This window comes from Ruminococcus sp. MCC718 (assembly GCF_018783905.1).
Lineage (GTDB): Bacteria > Bacillota > Clostridia > Lachnospirales > Lachnospiraceae > Hominisplanchenecus > Hominisplanchenecus faecis.
Genome location: NZ_WQNP01000113.1, coordinates 21,861 through 40,342, shown reverse-complemented (window position 1 = coordinate 40,342; position 18,482 = coordinate 21,861). Strand labels below are relative to the sequence as shown.

Here is an 18,482-nt window from a genome sequence, read left to right as displayed (position 1 = left end):
TTATCTCTCCATTTCTCTGTTTTTTGATTTAGTTTTCTTACGCTGCTGATTCTCCATCTCGCTTTTTTTCATTCCCCATGCCAATCTTTCATGAATATTTCCCTTCGGCATTTGTTCCATCCGTCGCTTTTCTTCCAGGACTTTCTCGTTTTGAATATCCTGCTGTACTGCTGTATCTACAGTTTCTATTCCAAGAACACGCACAACACGATCATACCTATCAGAAACACCTTGTAATATATCTTTTTCTTCTGACAATTTCTGATTATCTTTACGTATATCATCCAGTTCTCTCTGAATAGCATTATATTTTTGTTTCACCTTTTGATATTTTCTCTTCCAACCTTCCACCTCTTTCGTGAGTTCTTTAACCTGAGCCGCCATTACAGCAACCTTATTCTTTATTTGAAGAAACAGTGGTTTAATTTTTTTATCTCGATAGGTTACTGCCCGTTCTAGCGTGCCCGCCTCCGGCAGTAACATTTTAACCGTTCCATATTCTTTGATTTCTTTGCTCACACTATCCATAATCGGTTGTAGCTGTTCTCTGCGATCTTCCAGGCTTTTTAGTTCTTTTTCTGCGCTCCCTGCCTTTTGTTCTGCTTCTTGCTTCGCCTTGATTGCCTGTTCCTTATCGTCTTTTAAATTCTGGATATCTGCTCTGGATTCTGCAATTTGTGCTGTTAATTCTTCTTTTTCAGCAGTTAGATGCTCTTTCTCCTGCTCCAATTCCTGTACTTCCTTTTTCCGTTCTTTTTTCTTGAAGTTATAGACATCCAGATGTTCCTCATGAGTACCTTTCTGTTCCCATTCAATTCCATACTGCTTTGCAGTCTCTGCCAGAACTTCTTTTTCATGATTTATCCACTGATTCAGTTCCGTATCATGCTTATTTCCACCTTGAAATCCAAGACTTTTTAATGCCTGTTTCAGTGAAACTCTGGTATCCATTCCTTTTCCTTTCCAGTCCGTCACATAAGGAATAAAGTCAATATGGAGATGTGGAGTAGCCTCATCCTGATGCAGATAGCAACTAAATACCCGAAGTGTCGGATTCCGTTTCTGGAAATCTTTTACATACTCATCCAGTACGTTTACAGCCAGATCTCCTGCTTCTGTTCCAACAGCCATATCTTCTCGGTTTCCAATCTGGAAAATCACTTCATGGAACAACTTTTCCTGTTTTCCTTGGCGAATCTTTTCATAATAATTTGTAATCTGCCGATCTTTTCTTTTCCCGACATTATACCGTTCTACAGCTTCATCAAACAGCTCTTTATAGACTTCTTTCAGATTCTCATTCCGGTAACAAATATTTAATTGCACTCTGTCTGGATCAACATTTTCTGCTATAAAATCTCGTCTGTTATGAGCCAGAGACCCTGTCCCGATCATACCACTGATTGTTCGTTTCATCGTCATATTCCTCACCCCGCTTTCTAAAACCAGTGCCAGACATGGCACATAAATTTGTATCTTTGCCAGCTATAGTATAAAAAGAAATATTCGCCGGATACGGCGGTTTTGTTACTTTTGTCAAAAGTAACGCAAAAGCACTTTCGACAGCCGTACCGTCCATCAAAAGTACCCTTGCGCCCTCCGGGGGTACAGAGACCTTTACTCCGGTATCCTTGCCCGAATATATTCCAAATCACCACAATACGGTGTCCCTACAAGATACCATTCTCTTGCAGGATTCATTTCCATTCTGGTCTGAAACCATTCATCATCAAGCAACACTTCCAGGTATTCTCCACAGTGAAATCCTGTATCAATCCATAGATCTGATGATAATAATCCATATCTTTTGTTATAACTGTTATATCCTAATCTTCCTTCTCTCATTGTGCCAATCTCCTTTCATCTACCGTTTCCGCAGGGGCGCCCTGAATCAGGGCTCCCTTTTGAAAATTCTCTTCTACGCCAGTCAACTCCCGACTACACCTTACCAACATTCTCCTTATCTGCTATCTACAGGTGCGTGACACGCTCCTGTAATAAAGTGTTCAGAAAGAACCTTTACCATCGAAAGTTCTCCGGTATTCCCCGTCTGTCCAGATATTCCTGCCGGAACTTTTCTCTTTCTTCTTCCGTTGGTGCTGTTTTGGATTTGCTGTATACTTCACGATTCACCATTGCATCCAGTTTTTTCTCCAATCCCAACCGGATTATTTCTTCACCATCGTAGTTATCCATCAAAAAATATTGCAAGAGCTGAAAGAATAACTCGTATGGAATCTGTACACTTTTATTTTGCATCTGTTCTCCTTTCAAGGTAGCAAGATTCCCTCTTCTTAAGAAATGGTAATCTTGCCATCTTCCATTTTTATTCTGGCAACATCCAATACCATTGCTTTCCACGTTTTACGGAATCAATTTCAAGTTCCCGTTTGGCGTTCCATAGCGTTTTACTTTTGATTCCTCTGGCTTCTGCTTCTTCTGCAATTTTCTTCTGAGTCATTCCTCCATTTGCCAGTATCTCAAGGAGAAATTCTTTTGCTTTCCGACTTTTCTGTCCTCTTCCGTCTCCATTAAGAAGTTCATCGGCACTGATATCATATTCTCCAATCCATTCAAACCCATTATTCTTATCCAGTCTGAATGCAATGGACGTTCCTTCCGGTGCAAGAGAACTCTTCGTATGACATACCACTCTTACTTCCGGTTCATCTTTCACTCGCCCGACAATCAAAACACTTCTTGCAGCAGCCTGAAAATCAATGGAGCCAAGTCCTCGATAAGAAGATTTGCCGTTGCTGTTTTTGTTCATATGACCGATTAAAATGACTGCACAGTGATATTTTTCTGACAGCACTGCGATACGCTTCATCAGTGGTCTGATCTCATTTGCCCTGTGCATATCTACGTCCGCTCCCAGAAAGCCCTGTATCGGATCAAGAACAACCATTTTTGCTTTTGTCTGCACGATTGCTTCTTCCAATCTGACATCTGCCATTGTCAGTGGCTGGTCACTGTCATCAATCACCAGCACCTTTGAACAATCTGCACCTGCAGCAAGTAATCTGGGTTTGATAGTATCTCCAAGTCCATCTTCTGCTGTCTGATAGATTACATTTACAGGTGACACAGAAGACTGTTCCTGCATATTATCTTCAGCATCTAAATCTTCATTCTCACTATCGACTTCATCACTTCGTTTTTCTTTTGTTTTCGTTGTATCAGTAACAGGAAGAATCGGCTCTCCTCTGGTCAGTTTTGCAATAATCTGAAGTACCATCGTTGTCTTGCCTTCTCCTGGATCTCCCTGTATAATGGTCACTTTTCCATAAGGAATAAACGGATAAAGCAGCCATTCTACCTGTTCCACCTCTACTGAATCCATATTGATCAGTTTCAGTTTTGGTTCTATTCTACAATTCTCAATTTTATTTTTTTCATTCATATTCATTCCATCATCTCCTCCTGCCCTTCCGGGCAAGTCTCTGATGAACAGATATTCGGGAATTGTCGTATTTCCCGATTCGTGATATACTGAATCTGCCAAGATGGTATATCAGTGAATCTGATTATCAGAGAACTTGCTCAGATTATTTATCTGGGCTTTTTCTTTTGCCTTTTCAACATTCATCTCTTTCTTCTCCCAATCCGGTAACAGCATTTCCATTTTCATTATCCAGAAGATTTGCAATCTTTCTCTGCTGATTTGGATAAAGATGTCCATAAGTGTTCAATGTGATACGAATATCTTTATGACCTAATCTGTCCCGAATCAATAACGGTTCCACACCTTTCTCAATAAGATAAGCCACATGGCTGTGCCTGATATCATGCACTCGAATTTTCTTCACTCCTGCCAGCTCAATCTGCCGTTTCATCTTATGCTGTACCGCTTCCTGAACAACCGGAAATAATCTTTCTGTATCCGGCATTCCGTAATGACCATCTACAAATTCCTTAATTTCCTCTTTCAGAAATTCCGGAATTTCGATTGTCCGAAAGGACTGTTTTGTTTTCGGTTCTGTGATAATATCCTGCATTCCTGTCCGGTAATAAGTCTTATTGATACTAAGCTGATTCTTTTCAAAATTGATATCAGCTTTTGTAATCGCAAGCAGCTCCCCGATCCTGCATCCAGTCCAGAACAGCATCTCAAACATAAGATAATATCTTGTTCCCGGCTCCATTGTCTGTATAAACTGTTTGTACTCGTCCAGTGTCCAGAAGTTCAAACTTCTTGAATCTGAATTTCCCATTCGTTTCACTTTCTTGCATGGATTAACCGGCAAGTCATAGATTTTAGCTGCATGTGTAAACAGACTGGTCAACTGATTCTGAATCATTCTCAGATAAGAATCTGAATAGCCTTTTTTCTGAATTTCATTCTGCCACTGAATAATCTGTGAAGCCTTGATTTCACTCATCATCTGATTTCCGAAGTATGGAACGATATGCTGTTGCATCATATATCTTTTATTTTTGATTGTTCGATCTTTCAGATCATTTTGTTTGTCTGAAAAATAAATCTCAATAAAATCGCTCAGCTTCATATCCATACTTCGCTCATTGCTCAACTTTTTGCTTCGTTCAAACTCCAATGCTTCTCGCTTTGTTTCAAATCCACGCTTTCTGCGTTTTTTCTTCTCACCCATGACATTTGTCTCAAACCACTGGGCTGTCCATTTTTTTGTGTCTTTTTCTCTGTAAGCCATATTGATCCTCCCTAATTTCCTGCTATTTCATAGCCATACATCTTTTTTGCCCAAAACGCCTTTGGTATTCTGCCAGCCATCGTAATATATCCCTGTGCAGATAATTCTTTATTCATAGCTTTCACCAGTTTATAGGCATGAGATTTTGAGCAGTTTAATTCCTGTGCCACTTCATCAGCACTCATCATATAATTGTAACTTGCCATATTGCCTCCTCCTTTCCTCTCCAGATATAGAATACGTTTACTGTATTTCTATATCTGTACGATTTTCGTAAATTGATAATATCATGTATTTCTATCGTTGTCAATATTTCGTAAACACATTTTTACGAACTTCGTACACTATTTTTTCTTTATTTTATTCCACGTCTGTGTTATGATATTTTATAGATTTATGTTTTTCGTAATTTTCTAATATATGAAAAAGGAGGATTCTATGGGTGACGGTAAAAATTTAAAGAAATATCTTGATGAAAAAGGCACAAATGTCCGCAAAATTGCAAAGGCAACCGGAATCAGTGCTACAACCTTATATTCAATTATTCAAAAAGATTCCAATATTCGATTTGATTTTGCATTAAGACTTGCGAATGAATTGCAAATTGATGTGAATGAGATATGTTCTGCCAGTCCATTTTCTGGCACAATTAAGGAAGAAGAGATTTATCCTACACTTCCAGACGGTTTGAACGGAGCATTAGATGCAAGTCGTGTAAAGACTTACTTAAAAAATTCCATGTATCCGCTGATGTACCTTTTCGGTAAGAACAGTATGCCTGATGTAGATAATCTGCTTACATCATTCTATCAGCTTGATGATGAAGCCAGACAAGAGGTTGTGGAAACAATACGTCTGAAGCTGCAATATCATCGTGATCCGGAACGTGCTGAACAGATCAAACAGATCAAAGGCTGGTAAAAAAATTACTCCTGTGAATAGCAAACATTCGCAGGAGTTTCTTTTTGGCACCGTTTTGGCACCGCTAGCCTTATTTTTCAATTTTAAATTTATCCGTATTTCATCTTGCTGATAAATATTTCACTGTTTCTAATCTGATAAATTTACGAACAATTCTTTTCTTAGAGTACAGAAAAACCCCGGAAACCTTGCGGTTCCGGGGTATCTTACGTTTGGACACAACGTTATCTTACGATAACAAATCTATATTCAGATTGTATTACTCGATGATTGTAGCAACACGTCCTGATCCTACAGTACGTCCACCTTCACGGATAGCGAATGTAAGACCCTGCTCCATAGCGATTGGGTGGATCAGTTCGATTGTCATTTCTACGTTATCACCAGGCATGCACATTTCTGTACCTTCTGGCAGGTTGATAACACCTGTTACGTCAGTTGTTCTGAAGTAGAACTGCGGACGATAGTTGTTGAAGAATGGTGTATGACGGCCACCTTCATCTTTTGTCAGAACGTAAACCTGAGCTGTGAATTTTGTATGGCATGTTACTGTACCTGGTTTTGTAAGAACCTGACCTCTTTCGATGTCTTCTCTTTTGATACCACGCAGCAGAGCACCGATGTTATCACCAGCCTGAGCTTCGTCCAGGAGTTTACGGAACATTTCGATACCAGTTACAGTTGTTTTCTGAACTTCTTCTTTGATACCGATGATTTCTACTTCTTCGTTCAGATGCAGAACACCACGCTCTACTCTACCAGTTGCAACAGTACCACGACCTGTGATTGTGAATACGTCCTCTACTGGCATCAGGAACGGCTGATCTGTAGCACGCTGAGGATCTGGGATCCAGCTGTCAACAGCATCCATCAGTTCCATGATCTTGTCGCCCCATGGGCCGTTCGGATCTTCCAGAGCTTTCAGAGCAGAACCCTGGATGATTGGTGTATCATCGCCTGGGAACTCATACTCGTTCAGCAGCTCACGGATTTCCATGTCTACCAGTTCAAGCAGTTCTTCGTCGTCTACCATATCGCATTTGTTCATGAATACTACGATGTAAGGTACACCTACCTGACGAGACAGCAGGATGTGCTCTTTTGTCTGAGCCATAACACCATCAGTAGCAGCAACAACCAGGATAGCACCATCCATCTGAGCTGCACCAGTGATCATGTTTTTAACGTAGTCAGCATGTCCCGGGCAGTCAACGTGTGCGTAATGTCTCTTCTCTGTTTCATACTCAACGTGAGCTGTAGAGATTGTGATACCACGTTCTCTTTCTTCCGGAGCTTTATCGATGTTTTCGAAATCTACTGCTGCGTTACCTGCAACTCTAGCTGCCAGTGTTTTTGTGATAGCTGCTGTCAGAGTTGTTTTACCATGGTCAACGTGTCCAATGGTACCAATATTACAATGCGGTTTGGTTCTCTCAAATTTAGCTTTTGCCATTTTGAATGTCCTCCTTGAAATAATAGCCGTATTGGCTTACCTTTATTTTCTTTATATACATAGGCTATTTACGATTATATTTCAAATCCAGGATATTTTCAAGCCTAATTTACCTGTTTTTATGACTTTTATGGCAGTTTGACCAGATTCTTCTCCGGGATTTTTCCAAAAGAAGAATCTTTGCCAAACCTTTGTCCTATTTTATCTTATTTTGCTTTTGCACTCAGTACTTTTTCCTGTACAGACTTCGGTACCTGCTCATATTTTTCGAAGAACATAGAGTAGTTACCACGTCCCTGTGTCTTGGAACGAAGGTCTGTAGAGTATCCGAACATCTCAGCCAGCGGTACATAACCTTTAACCATCTTACCGCCACCGATATCTTCCATACCTTCGATACGACCACGTCTGGAGTTGATATCACCGATTACATCGCCCATGTATTCTTCAGGCATGGTAACTTCAACTTTCATGATCGGCTCAAGCAGTACCGGATTACCTTTCTTCATAGCATCCTTGAATGCCATGGAACCAGCGATATGGAATGCCATTTCACTGGAATCGACTTCGTGGTAAGATCCGTCGTATACATTTGCATGTACACCCAGTACCGGGAATCCGCCCAGGATACCAGCTTTTGCTGCTTCTTCGATACCTTCTCCTACTGCCGGGATGTATTCCTTCGGAATAGCACCACCAACAACGGTAGATTCGAACTTGAATGTCTCTTCGCCGTTCGGATCCATCGGCTCGAATTTAACTTTACAGTGACCGTACTGTCCACGACCACCAGACTGTTTTGCATACTTGCTGTCTACATCTACAGGTTTTGTAAATGTCTCTTTGTAAGCAACCTGAGGAGCACCTACGTTTGCTTCTACTTTAAACTCACGAAGCAGACGGTCTACGATGATTTCCAGATGCAGCTCACCCATACCAGCGATGATTGTCTGACCAGTCTCCTGATTTGTATGAGCACGGAATGTCGGGTCCTCTTCAGCCAGTTTTGCAAGAGCCTCACCCATCTTGCCCTGACCTGCTTTGGTCTTCGGCTCGATTGCCAGCTCGATAACTGGCTCTGGGAATTCCATAGACTCCAGAATAACCGGATGCTGTTCGTCACAGATAGTATCACCTGTTGTTGTAAATTTGAAACCTACTGCTGCTGCAATATCACCAGAGTAAACTTTATCAAGCTCTGCTCTCTTGTTTGCATGCATCTGCAGGATACGTCCTACACGCTCTTTTTTATTCTTTGTTGCATTCAGTACGTAAGAACCGGAGTTCATAGTACCTGAGTACACACGGAAGAATGCCAGCTTACCTACGAACGGGTCAGCCATGATCTTGAATGCCAGAGCGGAGAACGGTTCTTCGTCTGAAGAATGTCTTACTACTTCGTTGCCATCTTCGTCAACACCTGTAATAGCCGGGATATCGGTTGGTGCAGGCATGAAATCAATGATAGCATCCAGAAGTTTCTGAACACCTTTGTTTCTGTAAGCAGTACCACAGCATACAGGAATTGCCTGACATTCGCAGGTTCCTTTACGCAGTGCAGCTTTCAGTGCGTCGATGGATGGTTCTTCACCTTCCAGATATTCCATCATCAGGTCATCATCCAGCTCGCAGATTTTCTCGATCAGTTCTGTATGATACAGTTCTGCGTCGTCTTTCATATCTTCCGGGATATCTGTGATTGAGATATCTTCACCCTTTTCATCGTTATAGATGTAAGCTTTCATCTCAAACAGATCGATGATTCCCTTAAATTCATCTTCTTTGCCGATTGGCAGCTGCAGGCAGATTGCGTTTTTACCAAGTCTTGTACGAATCTGATCAACAGCGTTGTAGAAATCTGCACCTAAGATATCCATCTTGTTGATGAATGCCATACGCGGTACATTGTAAGTGTCAGCCTGACGCCATACGTTTTCAGACTGAGGTTCTACACCACCCTTTGCACAGAACACGCCGACAGCGCCGTCCAGTACACGAAGGGAACGTTCAACCTCTACTGTAAAGTCAACGTGACCCGGGGTATCAATGATATTGATACGATATTCCTGTGCACCTTTTTTCGGTTTGCACTGTTCCTGCGGAGTCCAATGACAGGTAGTTGCGGCTGAAGTAATTGTGATACCTCTTTCCTGTTCCTGCTCCATCCAGTCCATGGTAGCAGTACCTTCGTGAGTATCACCGATTTTATAGTTTACACCAGTATAATACAGGATACGCTCTGTCAGTGTTGTTTTACCAGCATCGATATGAGCCATGATACCAATATTTCTGGTTCTCTCCAATGGATATTCTCTTCCAGCCAAGGTTTTTCTCCTCCTTAGAATCTGTAATGAGCAAATGCCTTATTAGCCTCTGCCATCTTATGCATGTCTTCTTTCTTCTTCACAGATGCTCCTGTGTTGTTTGCAGCATCCAGAATTTCATTTGCCAGTCTCTCTTCCATTGTCTTCTCGCCTCTCTTGCGGGAATACAGAGTGATCCAGCGAAGTGCTAATGCCTGACGACGATCAGCTCTTACCTCGATAGGTACCTGGTATGTTGCTCCACCAATACGTCTAGCTTTTACTTCCAGAACTGGCATGATGTTATTCATAGCCTCTTCAAATACTTCGATAGCCGGCTTGTCAGTTTTCGCAGCAACTCTTTCGAATGCTCCGTATACGATTTTCTGAGCTACACCTTTCTTACCATCTAACATAATGTTATTGATAAGTTTGGTAACCACTTTATTATTGTACAGCGGATCCGCTAATACATCTCTTTTCTGAGTATGTCCTTTACGTGGCACGGTACTTCCCTCCTTAATCATTGAAATTAATTCATCGGTACTCACATGTGTCGTTCTACTGTGTATCGTGCTCGCAACTTCTATATTAACCCGCAACCACTGGTAAATAAGAATACGGCACAACAGTTAGTTCTGTTTGTGATACGACTTTATTGTTCTATTACTGTTTCGCTTAAAAGTCTGTAACTTTTATTATTTCTTAGCGTCTTTTGGTCTCTTTGCTCCGTATTTGGAACGAGCCTGTCTTCTCTTAGCAACGCCTGCTGTATCCAGAGTACCACGAACGATGTGGTATCTTGTACCTGGAAGGTCCTTTACACGTCCTCCACGAATCAGAACAACGCTATGCTCCTGAAGGTTATGTCCCTCACCTGGGATGTAGCTTGTTACTTCGATTCCGTTTGACAGACGAACTCTGGCGATCTTTCTCAGAGCTGAGTTAGGTTTTTTAGGTGTAGCAGTTTTAACTGCTGTGCAGACACCTCTCTTCTGTGGTGCAGAAACGTTTGTGCTCTTCTTTTTCAGAGAGTTGAAGCCCTTCTGCAGAGCAGGTGCTGTAGATTTCTTTTCTGAAGTCTGACGACCTTTTCTAACTAACTGGTTAAATGTTGGCATTCTTTTCACCTCCTGTAATATTCCGCATTTGCGGTAGTGGTTGCTTAAAATCATTTTCAGGTGTGTGGATACATAGATATAGTGTATCGGCACGCACAATTCACATTATATCGGCAGAAACAGCGTCTGTCAAGGCTTTTTATGCAGTATTTACAGGAATTTTATGCACTTTTTTTATACATATTTTTCAAAGAGAATATCCTGATGTTTTGTATCTTTCTCAGAGTAGTTGCAGATAAGATCTGGCATCGACTCTTCATCATCCACGATCAAATTTTTTTCACCCATATACATCATCTCCATTTTCCATTACAAACGTTGCATTCCACAACTTCTGTTTGTTTTCACTGCTTCTATTTTACCCTATTATACGCCTAAAATCCATGAAAACCTGGCTGGCTTTGCTGGACTTTTTCTTTTAAAAGTGATATTATATCGCGTAAGCAATTAGCTTACCGGCATGCTCTTTATGCTGGCATTTTCGCTATTTATAATTATGGAGGTGAATCGCTATGTTGAGGACAATATTGAAACCACTTTCTTTCGTACCTGCCCTCATTATGATGTATATTATCTTCTCCTTCTCCGCTCAGGACGGAGATATGTCCGGTCAGCTCAGCTACCAGGCAAGTGTGAAGATCATCGAAACAGCTGACTATGTTTTTAACGCCAATCTCAGTTACGATCAAATCGATGAGTGGGCAAATAAAATCGATTTTATCACCCGCAAACTGGCACATATGACCGAATATTTCGCTCTTGCCATCGCAGTATCCTTTCCATTATATGTATATGGACTGCACGGCATCCTTCTGATGTTTCTGGCGGGGCTGATCTGCGTCGGGTTCGCCTGCGGAGATGAATTCCACCAATCGTTTATCGCCGGACGAAGTCCTTCGTCAAGAGATGTCTGTATCGACAGTGTCGGCGTGTTTTTTGGGATCATCGTCGTCCGCATCATCGGCTGGACCGGACGGAAGACGGTCTTTAAAGAAAAAGTCAAAGTAAAACAGAAAAAGCCAAAGAAAAAGCTCTTTGGCGGTAAGTCAAAAACAACTTACTATGATAAATACGGCAATTACCAGCCACCACAGCCGGATGACCGCTATTACCAGAATCCAGGATCTGGATATGGTTATGACAACCGTGGGCAGGATTATGGTTATGATAGTCGCTATGACAGCCGCAGCGGGCGTAATTATTACGAACAGCCGGGCGGCAATCCGAATTATGGTTACGATAACCGCGGCGGCCGCGATTATTATGGTCAGCCGGAAGGTAACCCAAATTACGGCTATGACAACCGCGGCGGTAATCCGAATTATGGTTATGACGGTCGCAGCAGCAATCCGAATTATGGCTATGATAACCGCAGCGGCAATCCGAATTATGGTTATGATAACCGCAGCGGCAATCCGAATTATGGTTATGATAATCATGGACATCGTGATTATTATGAACAGAGCGGCAAAAATCCGGAAACCGGTTACGGATACGACAACTGCGAGCAGAATTACTGCGAATCACAGACTCCTGACCGCAGTAACTGTGATTACTATGAGCAGCCCGTCAGGGAGTCGCAGTCACAGCAGAGTACCAGAACCTGGTCAAGGGAAGAAGTAGAAGCTGGACTTCATCCGGAGCATACATCACGTACTTCCGACAAAAAGGCTACTAATCCAAACGATCCTTTCTGGTCTCCGGAACAGGAAATCGACTTCAATGCCAAACCGGAATATGCCGAGCGAAATTATCAGGAAACAAATGATCCATATGATCATGACTGGGGATTTGACCGTTCCGAAAATGTTTCCCAACAGCCATCTTATTCACCAGAAAAAGAACAGGCTCCATATGAGAATCCGGAAAGTACCGTTCCAGACGAACCTGCGGAAGATCCAAGACAGACTCCTCCGGTACAGCACCGAAGAAAAAAGAAACATGAAAAAGACTGGTTCTTTGATCTGTAAAGGTTTGTTGCTCACCACTTGCAGAAGTGGGAGTCTTCTCGACTGAGATAAAATCGGAAATTGAGTTTCGATTAAAACTAAACGAAAAAATGCATGTACTTTCGTCATCCGACAAAAATACTTGCATTTTTTGTTTTATCATTTTTCGTTTTTTGCTTATTATTCTGTTCCCTGTTACTCTGTTTTTTCGCTGCTTTCTTCCTGCTTCTGTCTCTCTTCTTCCTTCTCCTGCTGTTCTTTCACAAATTGCTGTAATTCCTGTTTGTGCTCTTCGCTGAGACCATGATCGCCCTCAAGAGAACGTAAAAACACCAGCAGAGAACCATCATAGGCAAGATTCAGGTATTCCTGAACACCTTTTGCTATAAATTCTTTTCTTGACATGTTCACAGAATAATAGCGACGTTTACCTCTTTTGGTAGAAGACAGGATTTTCTTATTCTTCAGACGTATCACAAAACTATAGGCCGTCTGCTGTTTCCATACATATCCTTTTGTCTCCATGTACTCCATGATTTCATTCAGATGAATCTCCTCCTGATCTGCATGTGCCCACATGTAGTCCATAATGTGCTGTTCCGCTTCTGATAAACTGTAAAAAGCCATACTTTTTCCTCCTAATCGTTTGTAATATAATACAATGCTATATTACATATCTTATCAAAAAATCGCCAGATGGTCAAATCAAAAATTCGAGAAATTTTGTTCCGTTTTGTGATCATTTACAGAAAATAATGCATGAAACAGAAGAGGCCTACAGTCGAGAATCATCTCACCTCTGATATAGTATGATTGCAAACACCGCTGTCAATGCCTCTGCCACCGGAAATGCCAGCCATACGCCGTTTGCTCCCAGTATTTTTCCAAACAGAAATGCTGCCGGAATAATGACAATGACATATCGCAGCAACGCAATACAAAAAGATGGTGTACCCTTTCCGAGTCCTTCCAGTGCTCCGGAGCAGGTCACAGACACGCCGGACACGATAAAGCCAAAGCTGATGATATGAAGTGCAGTGATTCCGATCCGGATGGTCTCTTCATTCACGGTGAACAGCCCGATCAATTTTTCCGGGATGAGCCAGGATATCAGCATTCCGGCTGCCATCACACCAAGCACCAGTCCCAGTGCCGTCCGGAATATTTTTTCTACCCGTTTTTTCTCTCCCGCTCCATAATTGTAGCCGATCAGCGGACGGATGCCCTGGATGATCCCGTTTGCACTCAGATAAATAAAGGTCTGAAGTTTATAATATACGCCAAGCACCAGCACATATTTCTCCGAGAATCCTGACAGGATACCATTTAAAGATGAAATCAGCAGAGACGGAAGTGCCATATTTAAAGTCGCCGGAATGCCGACAGTATAAATACGGGAAATTACCTGTTTCTCCGGTTTTAAATATTTTAACTGGATCTTGACCGGGATCGGGTCTGCAAAATAAAAGATGAGATAGATCAGCAGTGTCGCCGTCTGTCCGATTCCGGTCGCATAGGCGGCACCGGCAATCCCCATAGCCGGAAATGGGCCGATTCCAAAGATCATCAGCGGATCGAGCAGAATGTTGATCAGACACCCACAGATCATGCTGAACATGGAAACTTTCATTTTACCCACCGACTGAAAGATTTTTTCAAAGGTTATCCCCAGTGTGATCACAACGGAGAAGAGCAGCACACGATTTCCGTATGTGATTGCCATCAGGTTGACTTCCAAATCAGCGGAAAATCCTTTCAGAAACTTCCACAGACCTGCTGTACACAGGACTGTCAGCAATATTCCATGCAAAACACTTAAGGCAATGCCCTGCGTTGCTATCTGATTTGCTGTGGTCTGTTTTTTTGCTCCCAGATAATAAGCGATCCCGGCATTGATCCCGATTCCAATACCAACACCGATGGCTGTAATCAGATTCTGTATCGGATATACAAGTGCCAGTGCCGTCATCGCTTCTTCACTTAATTTTGCAACAAAATAGCTGTCTACGATGTTATACAGTGCATTCACTGCCATGGAGATGACCATCGGCAGCGACATGGATAACACCAGCGGCAGTATTTTTCGCTCTTTCATAAAACTTTGATCCATATATTTCCTCCATCTAATAATACAACGTGCTTTACAGACTTTATCAGCTGATTAGCAATCGCCAAATACCAGCATGCTGTATTTTTCTCAACATGGCAACAAAAAAACGCCACATAACTACCTTTCGATAGCTATGTGGCGAAAAAAGAACTTTCTTAAAAAATCCACACCCTGTACGGGTTTTGTTATTCTCTTTATTCTTCGGTAGAATCCGAATCTTCCGCTGTCAAATCGACTTCATCGAAATCGTCTGCAACATTCTCATCTGCATTCTCTGCTGCGGCAGTTTCTGCATCTGCTGTTGTTTCCTTCGAAGTGATCTCTGTCTGCTCTTCCGACATTTCTGTTTCATCCAGCATCAGATCGTCATCTTCCATTTCATATTCATCCTCACCGGTATCCAGTTTTACGTTGCGGTAACGTTTCATACCGGTTCCGGCCGGGATCAGTTTACCGATGATAACGTTCTCTTTCAGACCGATCAGCGGATCGACTTTACCTTTGATAGCTGCTTCTGTCAGAACTTTTGTAGTTTCCTGGAAGGATGCTGCTGACAGGAAGGAGTTGGTTGCCAGGGATGCTTTTGTAATACCAAGCATTACCTGTTTTCCTTCTGCAGGCTCTTTGCCCTGAGCGATCATCTCTTCATTGATATCCTCGAAATCAAGGATGTCTACCATGGTTCCAGGCAGAAGTTCCGTGTCTCCGTTATCCTCGATACGGATCTTCTTCATCATCTGACGAACGATTACTTCGATATGTTTATCGTTGATCTCTACACCCTGCAGACGGTATACACGCTGTACTTCACGCAGCATGTAATCCTGAACAGCGTTTACGCCCTTGATTCGCAGAATGTCATGCGGATTTACACTACCTTCTGTCAGTTCATCACCAGCATCCAGATAAACTCCATCCTGTACTTTGATACGTGATCCGTAAGGGATCAGATAAGTCTTGGACTCACCTGTCTCACTGTTTGTCACAATAATCTCACGTTTTTTCTTGGTATCTTTGAGGGTTGCCACACCGGAAATCTCAGTGATGATAGCAAGTCCCTTAGGCTTACGTGCCTCGAAAAGCTCCTCGACACGAGGAAGACCCTGTGTGATATCGCCGCCGGCAACACCACCGTTATGGAAGGTACGCATGGTCAGCTGTGTACCCGGCTCACCGATAGACTGTGCTGCGATGATACCTACGGATTCACCAACCTGTACCGGCTCACCGGTTGCCATGTTGGAACCGTAACATTTCGCACAAACACCAACATGTGATTTACAGTTCAGGATCGTACGGATCTTGATCTGTTCAAATGGTTTGCCGTTTGCGTCCACACCTTCACTCATGATACGTGCTGCACGTTTCGGAGTGATCATATGGTTTGCTTTTACAAGGATTTCGCCGTCTTTATTCTTAATGGTCTCGCAGGAGAATCTTCCTGTGATACGCTCCTGCAGGCTTTCGATCTCTTCCTTGCCGTCTGTAAATGCTTTTACATACATACCCGGAATTTCTTTGCCTTCGCAGCAGTCCATCTCACGGATGATCAGATCCTGTGATACATCAACCAGTCGTCTTGTCAGGTAACCGGAATCGGCTGTACGAAGAGCGGTATCGGACATACCTTTTCGAGCTCCATGTGCAGACATGAAATATTCCAGTACGTCAAGACCTTCACGGAAGTTTGACTTGATAGGCAACTCGATCGTATGACCGGTTGTATCTGCCATCAGTCCTCGCATACCTGCCAGCTGTTTGATCTGTTTATCAGAACCACGGGCACCGGAGTCAGCCATCATGAAGATGTTGTTGTACTTATCCAGTCCGTCCAGCAGCTTTCTGGTCAGAACATCATCGGTTTCTTTCCAGGTCTCTACAACTTCTTTGTAACGTTCTTCTTCTGTGATCAGACCACGTTTGTAGTTCTTTGTGATGTGGTCTACAGTCTCCTGAGCCTGCTTGATCAGTTCCGGTTTTTCAGGCGGAACGGTCATATCGGAAATGGATACGGTCATAGCTGCTCTTGTGGAGAATTTATATCCTGTTGCTTTGATATCATCCAGCACTTCTGCTGTCTTGGTAGCTCCGTGTGTATTGATAACTTTTTCCAGGATCTGTTTCAGCTGTTTCTTTCCTACATGGAAATCTACTTCCAGCTTCATTTCGTTTTCCGGAATGCTTCTGTTTACAAAGCCCAGATCCTGAGGCAGGATCTCGTTGAACAGGAAACGTCCCAGTGTAGACTCTACCGTACCGGTCTTTGTTGTACCGTCCGGCATGGTCTTTGTCATACGCACTTTGATTCTGGTCTGCAGAGTCAGTGCTTTGTTTTCATAAGCAAGGATTGCTTCGTTCACGCTCTTGAAGTACTTGCCTTCTCCGATCGAACCCGGTCTTTCCTGTGTCAGGTAGTAAATACCAAGGACCATATCCTGTGAAGGAACGGCTACAGGACCGCCGTCGGACGGTTTCAGCAGGTTGTTCGGTGAGAGAAGCAGGAAACGGCACTCTGCCTGAGCCTCTACGGACAGCGGCAGATGTACAGCCATCTGGTCTCCGTCGAAGTCGGCGTTGAATGCGGTACAAACCAGCGGATGCAGTTTGATTGCTTTACCTTCTACCAGGATCGGCTCAAATGCCTGAATACCCAGACGATGCAGTGTAGGAGCACGGTTCAGCATAACCGGATGCTCTTTGATTACTTCTTCCAGAACGTCCCATACTTCCGGCTGAAGTCTCTCTACCATTTTCTTTGCGTTTTTAATATTATGTGATGTTCCGTTTGCTACCAGCTCTTTCATAACGAAAGGTTTAAACAGCTCGATTGCCATTTCTTTCGGCAGACCGCACTGATAAATTTTCAGTTCCGGTCCTACGACGATAACGGAACGTCCGGAATAGTCAACTCGTTTTCCGAGCAGGTTCTGACGGAAACGTCCGGATTTACCTTTCAGCATATCGGACAGAGATTTCAGAGCACGGTTACCAGGTCCGGTTACCGGTCTTCCTCTTCGACCGTTATCGATCAGAGCATCTACTGCTTCCTGAAGCATACGTTTTTCGTTTCTGACGATAATATCCGGTGCTCCAAGCTCCAGCAGTCTCTTCAGACGGTTGTTACGATTGATGATTCTTCTGTACAGGTCGTTCAGGTCAGAAGTTGCAAATCTTCCTCCGTCCAGCTGTACCATAGGACGCAGATCCGGCGGAATAACCGGGATAACAGTCATGATCATCCACTCCGGACGGTTGCCGGACTCACGGAATGCTTCTACAACTTCCAGTCTCTTGATGATTCTTGCACGTTTCTGTCCGGTAGCTTCTTTTAAGCCTCTTTTCAGCTCTTCGGATTCTTTTTCCATGTCGATGGCTTCCAGAAGCTCTTTGACAGCTTCTGCACCCATGCCGACACGGAATGTCATACCGTATTTTTCTCTGGCTTCCTGGAACTCTCTCTCAGTCAGTACCTGTTTGTACTGCAGTTCGCTGGTTCCTTTATCCAGAACGATGTAGTTGGCAAAATACAGTACTTTTTCCAGTACTCTCGGTGACAGATCCAGCATCAGTCCCATTCTGGAAGGGATACCCTTAAAGTACCAGATATGAGATACCGGAGCTGCCAGCTCGATATGTCCCATACGCTCACGGCGTACACTTGATTTTGTTACTTCAACTCCGCATCGGTCACAGATAACACCTTTGTAGCGGATTTTTTTATATTTACCACAGTGACATTCCCAGTCTTTGCTTGGTCCGAAGATTCTTTCGCAGAACAGACCATCTTTTTCCGGTTTCAGCGTACGGTAGTTGATGGTTTCCGGTTTCAGGACTTCACCATGTGACCATTCTCTGATCTTATCAGGAGATGCTAAACCGATTTTAATGGCATCAAACGTAATTGGCTGATACGTTTCATTATTTGTTGTTTCTGGCATGTATGGTTTCTCCTTTC

The 18,482-nt window shown here is 42.9% G+C and carries 15 protein-coding genes; 2 read left to right on the top strand and 13 right to left on the bottom strand.

The window, feature by feature from the left end:
* From GPK60_RS10155 to GPK60_RS10130, 6 genes are all read right to left on the bottom strand, one after another.
* Positions 1 to 1,416: a plasmid recombination protein gene (locus GPK60_RS10155; protein ID WP_015541741.1), complete on the bottom strand. Its 1,416-nt coding sequence runs from the start codon at positions 1,414 to 1,416 to the stop codon at positions 1 to 3.
* 201 nt (positions 1,417 to 1,617) lie between these two features.
* Positions 1,618 to 1,845 carry a DUF5348 domain-containing protein gene (locus tag GPK60_RS10150; RefSeq protein ID WP_173699593.1) on the bottom strand — a complete coding sequence of 76 codons (228 nt, stop codon included), beginning with the start codon at positions 1,843 to 1,845 and terminating at the stop codon, positions 1,618 to 1,620.
* Positions 1,846 to 2,019: 174 nt separating this feature from the next.
* A complete protein-coding gene (locus tag GPK60_RS10145) occupies positions 2,020 to 2,259 on the bottom strand; it encodes a hypothetical protein (RefSeq protein WP_004850590.1) in 240 nt (79 codons plus the stop codon).
* Positions 2,260 to 2,326: 67 nt separating this feature from the next.
* Positions 2,327 to 3,403, bottom strand: coding sequence for an AAA family ATPase (locus GPK60_RS10140; protein ID WP_082428273.1), 1,077 nt, complete (start codon positions 3,401 to 3,403; stop codon positions 2,327 to 2,329).
* Between the two features lie 175 nt (positions 3,404 to 3,578).
* Entirely contained in the window at positions 3,579 to 4,670 is a 1,092-nt protein-coding gene (locus GPK60_RS10135; RefSeq protein WP_004850597.1) for a site-specific integrase, read from the bottom strand.
* 11 nt (positions 4,671 to 4,681) lie between these two features.
* Entirely contained in the window at positions 4,682 to 4,876 is a 195-nt protein-coding gene (locus GPK60_RS10130) for a hypothetical protein (RefSeq protein ID WP_004850599.1), read from the bottom strand.
* 232 nt (positions 4,877 to 5,108) lie between these two features.
* Here GPK60_RS10130 and GPK60_RS10125 point away from each other — a divergent pair, with 232 nt between their 5' ends.
* Positions 5,109 to 5,591: a helix-turn-helix transcriptional regulator gene (locus tag GPK60_RS10125; RefSeq protein ID WP_015541737.1), complete on the top strand. Its 483-nt coding sequence runs from the start codon at positions 5,109 to 5,111 to the stop codon at positions 5,589 to 5,591.
* Positions 5,592 to 5,850: 259 nt separating this feature from the next.
* Here GPK60_RS10125 and tuf read toward each other — a convergent pair whose 3' ends face one another.
* The 4 genes from tuf to rpsL form a co-directional block, all read right to left on the bottom strand.
* Positions 5,851 to 7,044, bottom strand: coding sequence for an elongation factor Tu (tuf, locus tag GPK60_RS10120; RefSeq protein ID WP_173865911.1), 1,194 nt, complete (start codon positions 7,042 to 7,044; stop codon positions 5,851 to 5,853).
* A gap of 206 nt (positions 7,045 to 7,250) precedes the next feature.
* Positions 7,251 to 9,368: an elongation factor G gene (fusA, locus tag GPK60_RS10115; RefSeq protein ID WP_147632111.1), complete on the bottom strand. Its 2,118-nt coding sequence runs from the start codon at positions 9,366 to 9,368 to the stop codon at positions 7,251 to 7,253.
* A 14-nt stretch (positions 9,369 to 9,382) separates the two neighbouring features.
* Positions 9,383 to 9,853 carry a 30S ribosomal protein S7 gene (rpsG, locus tag GPK60_RS10110; protein ID WP_215659827.1) on the bottom strand — a complete coding sequence of 157 codons (471 nt, stop codon included), beginning with the start codon at positions 9,851 to 9,853 and terminating at the stop codon, positions 9,383 to 9,385.
* A gap of 192 nt (positions 9,854 to 10,045) precedes the next feature.
* Positions 10,046 to 10,468, bottom strand: a complete 423-nt coding sequence (rpsL, locus tag GPK60_RS10105; RefSeq protein ID WP_147632110.1) for a 30S ribosomal protein S12 — start codon at positions 10,466 to 10,468, stop codon at positions 10,046 to 10,048.
* Positions 10,469 to 10,980: 512 nt separating this feature from the next.
* Here rpsL and GPK60_RS10100 point away from each other — a divergent pair.
* Complete coding sequence (locus tag GPK60_RS10100) at positions 10,981 to 12,438, top strand: VanZ family protein (protein WP_215659824.1); 1,458 nt, start codon at positions 10,981 to 10,983, stop codon at positions 12,436 to 12,438.
* A gap of 174 nt (positions 12,439 to 12,612) precedes the next feature.
* On the opposite strand, the gene GPK60_RS10095 is transcribed toward GPK60_RS10100, so the two are convergent.
* The 3 genes from GPK60_RS10095 to rpoC all read right to left on the bottom strand — a co-directional run bounded on the left by GPK60_RS10095 (position 12,613) and on the right by rpoC (position 18,465).
* On the bottom strand, positions 12,613 to 13,044 hold the full coding sequence (locus GPK60_RS10095; protein ID WP_147632108.1) for a BlaI/MecI/CopY family transcriptional regulator: 432 nt from the start codon (positions 13,042 to 13,044) through the stop codon (positions 12,613 to 12,615).
* 166 nt (positions 13,045 to 13,210) lie between these two features.
* Complete coding sequence (locus GPK60_RS10090) at positions 13,211 to 14,527, bottom strand: MATE family efflux transporter (RefSeq protein ID WP_215659822.1); 1,317 nt, start codon at positions 14,525 to 14,527, stop codon at positions 13,211 to 13,213.
* A gap of 194 nt (positions 14,528 to 14,721) precedes the next feature.
* Positions 14,722 to 18,465, bottom strand: a complete 3,744-nt coding sequence (gene rpoC, locus GPK60_RS10085; RefSeq protein ID WP_215659820.1) for a DNA-directed RNA polymerase subunit beta' — start codon at positions 18,463 to 18,465, stop codon at positions 14,722 to 14,724.
* Between the last annotated feature and the right edge of the window lie 17 nt (positions 18,466 to 18,482).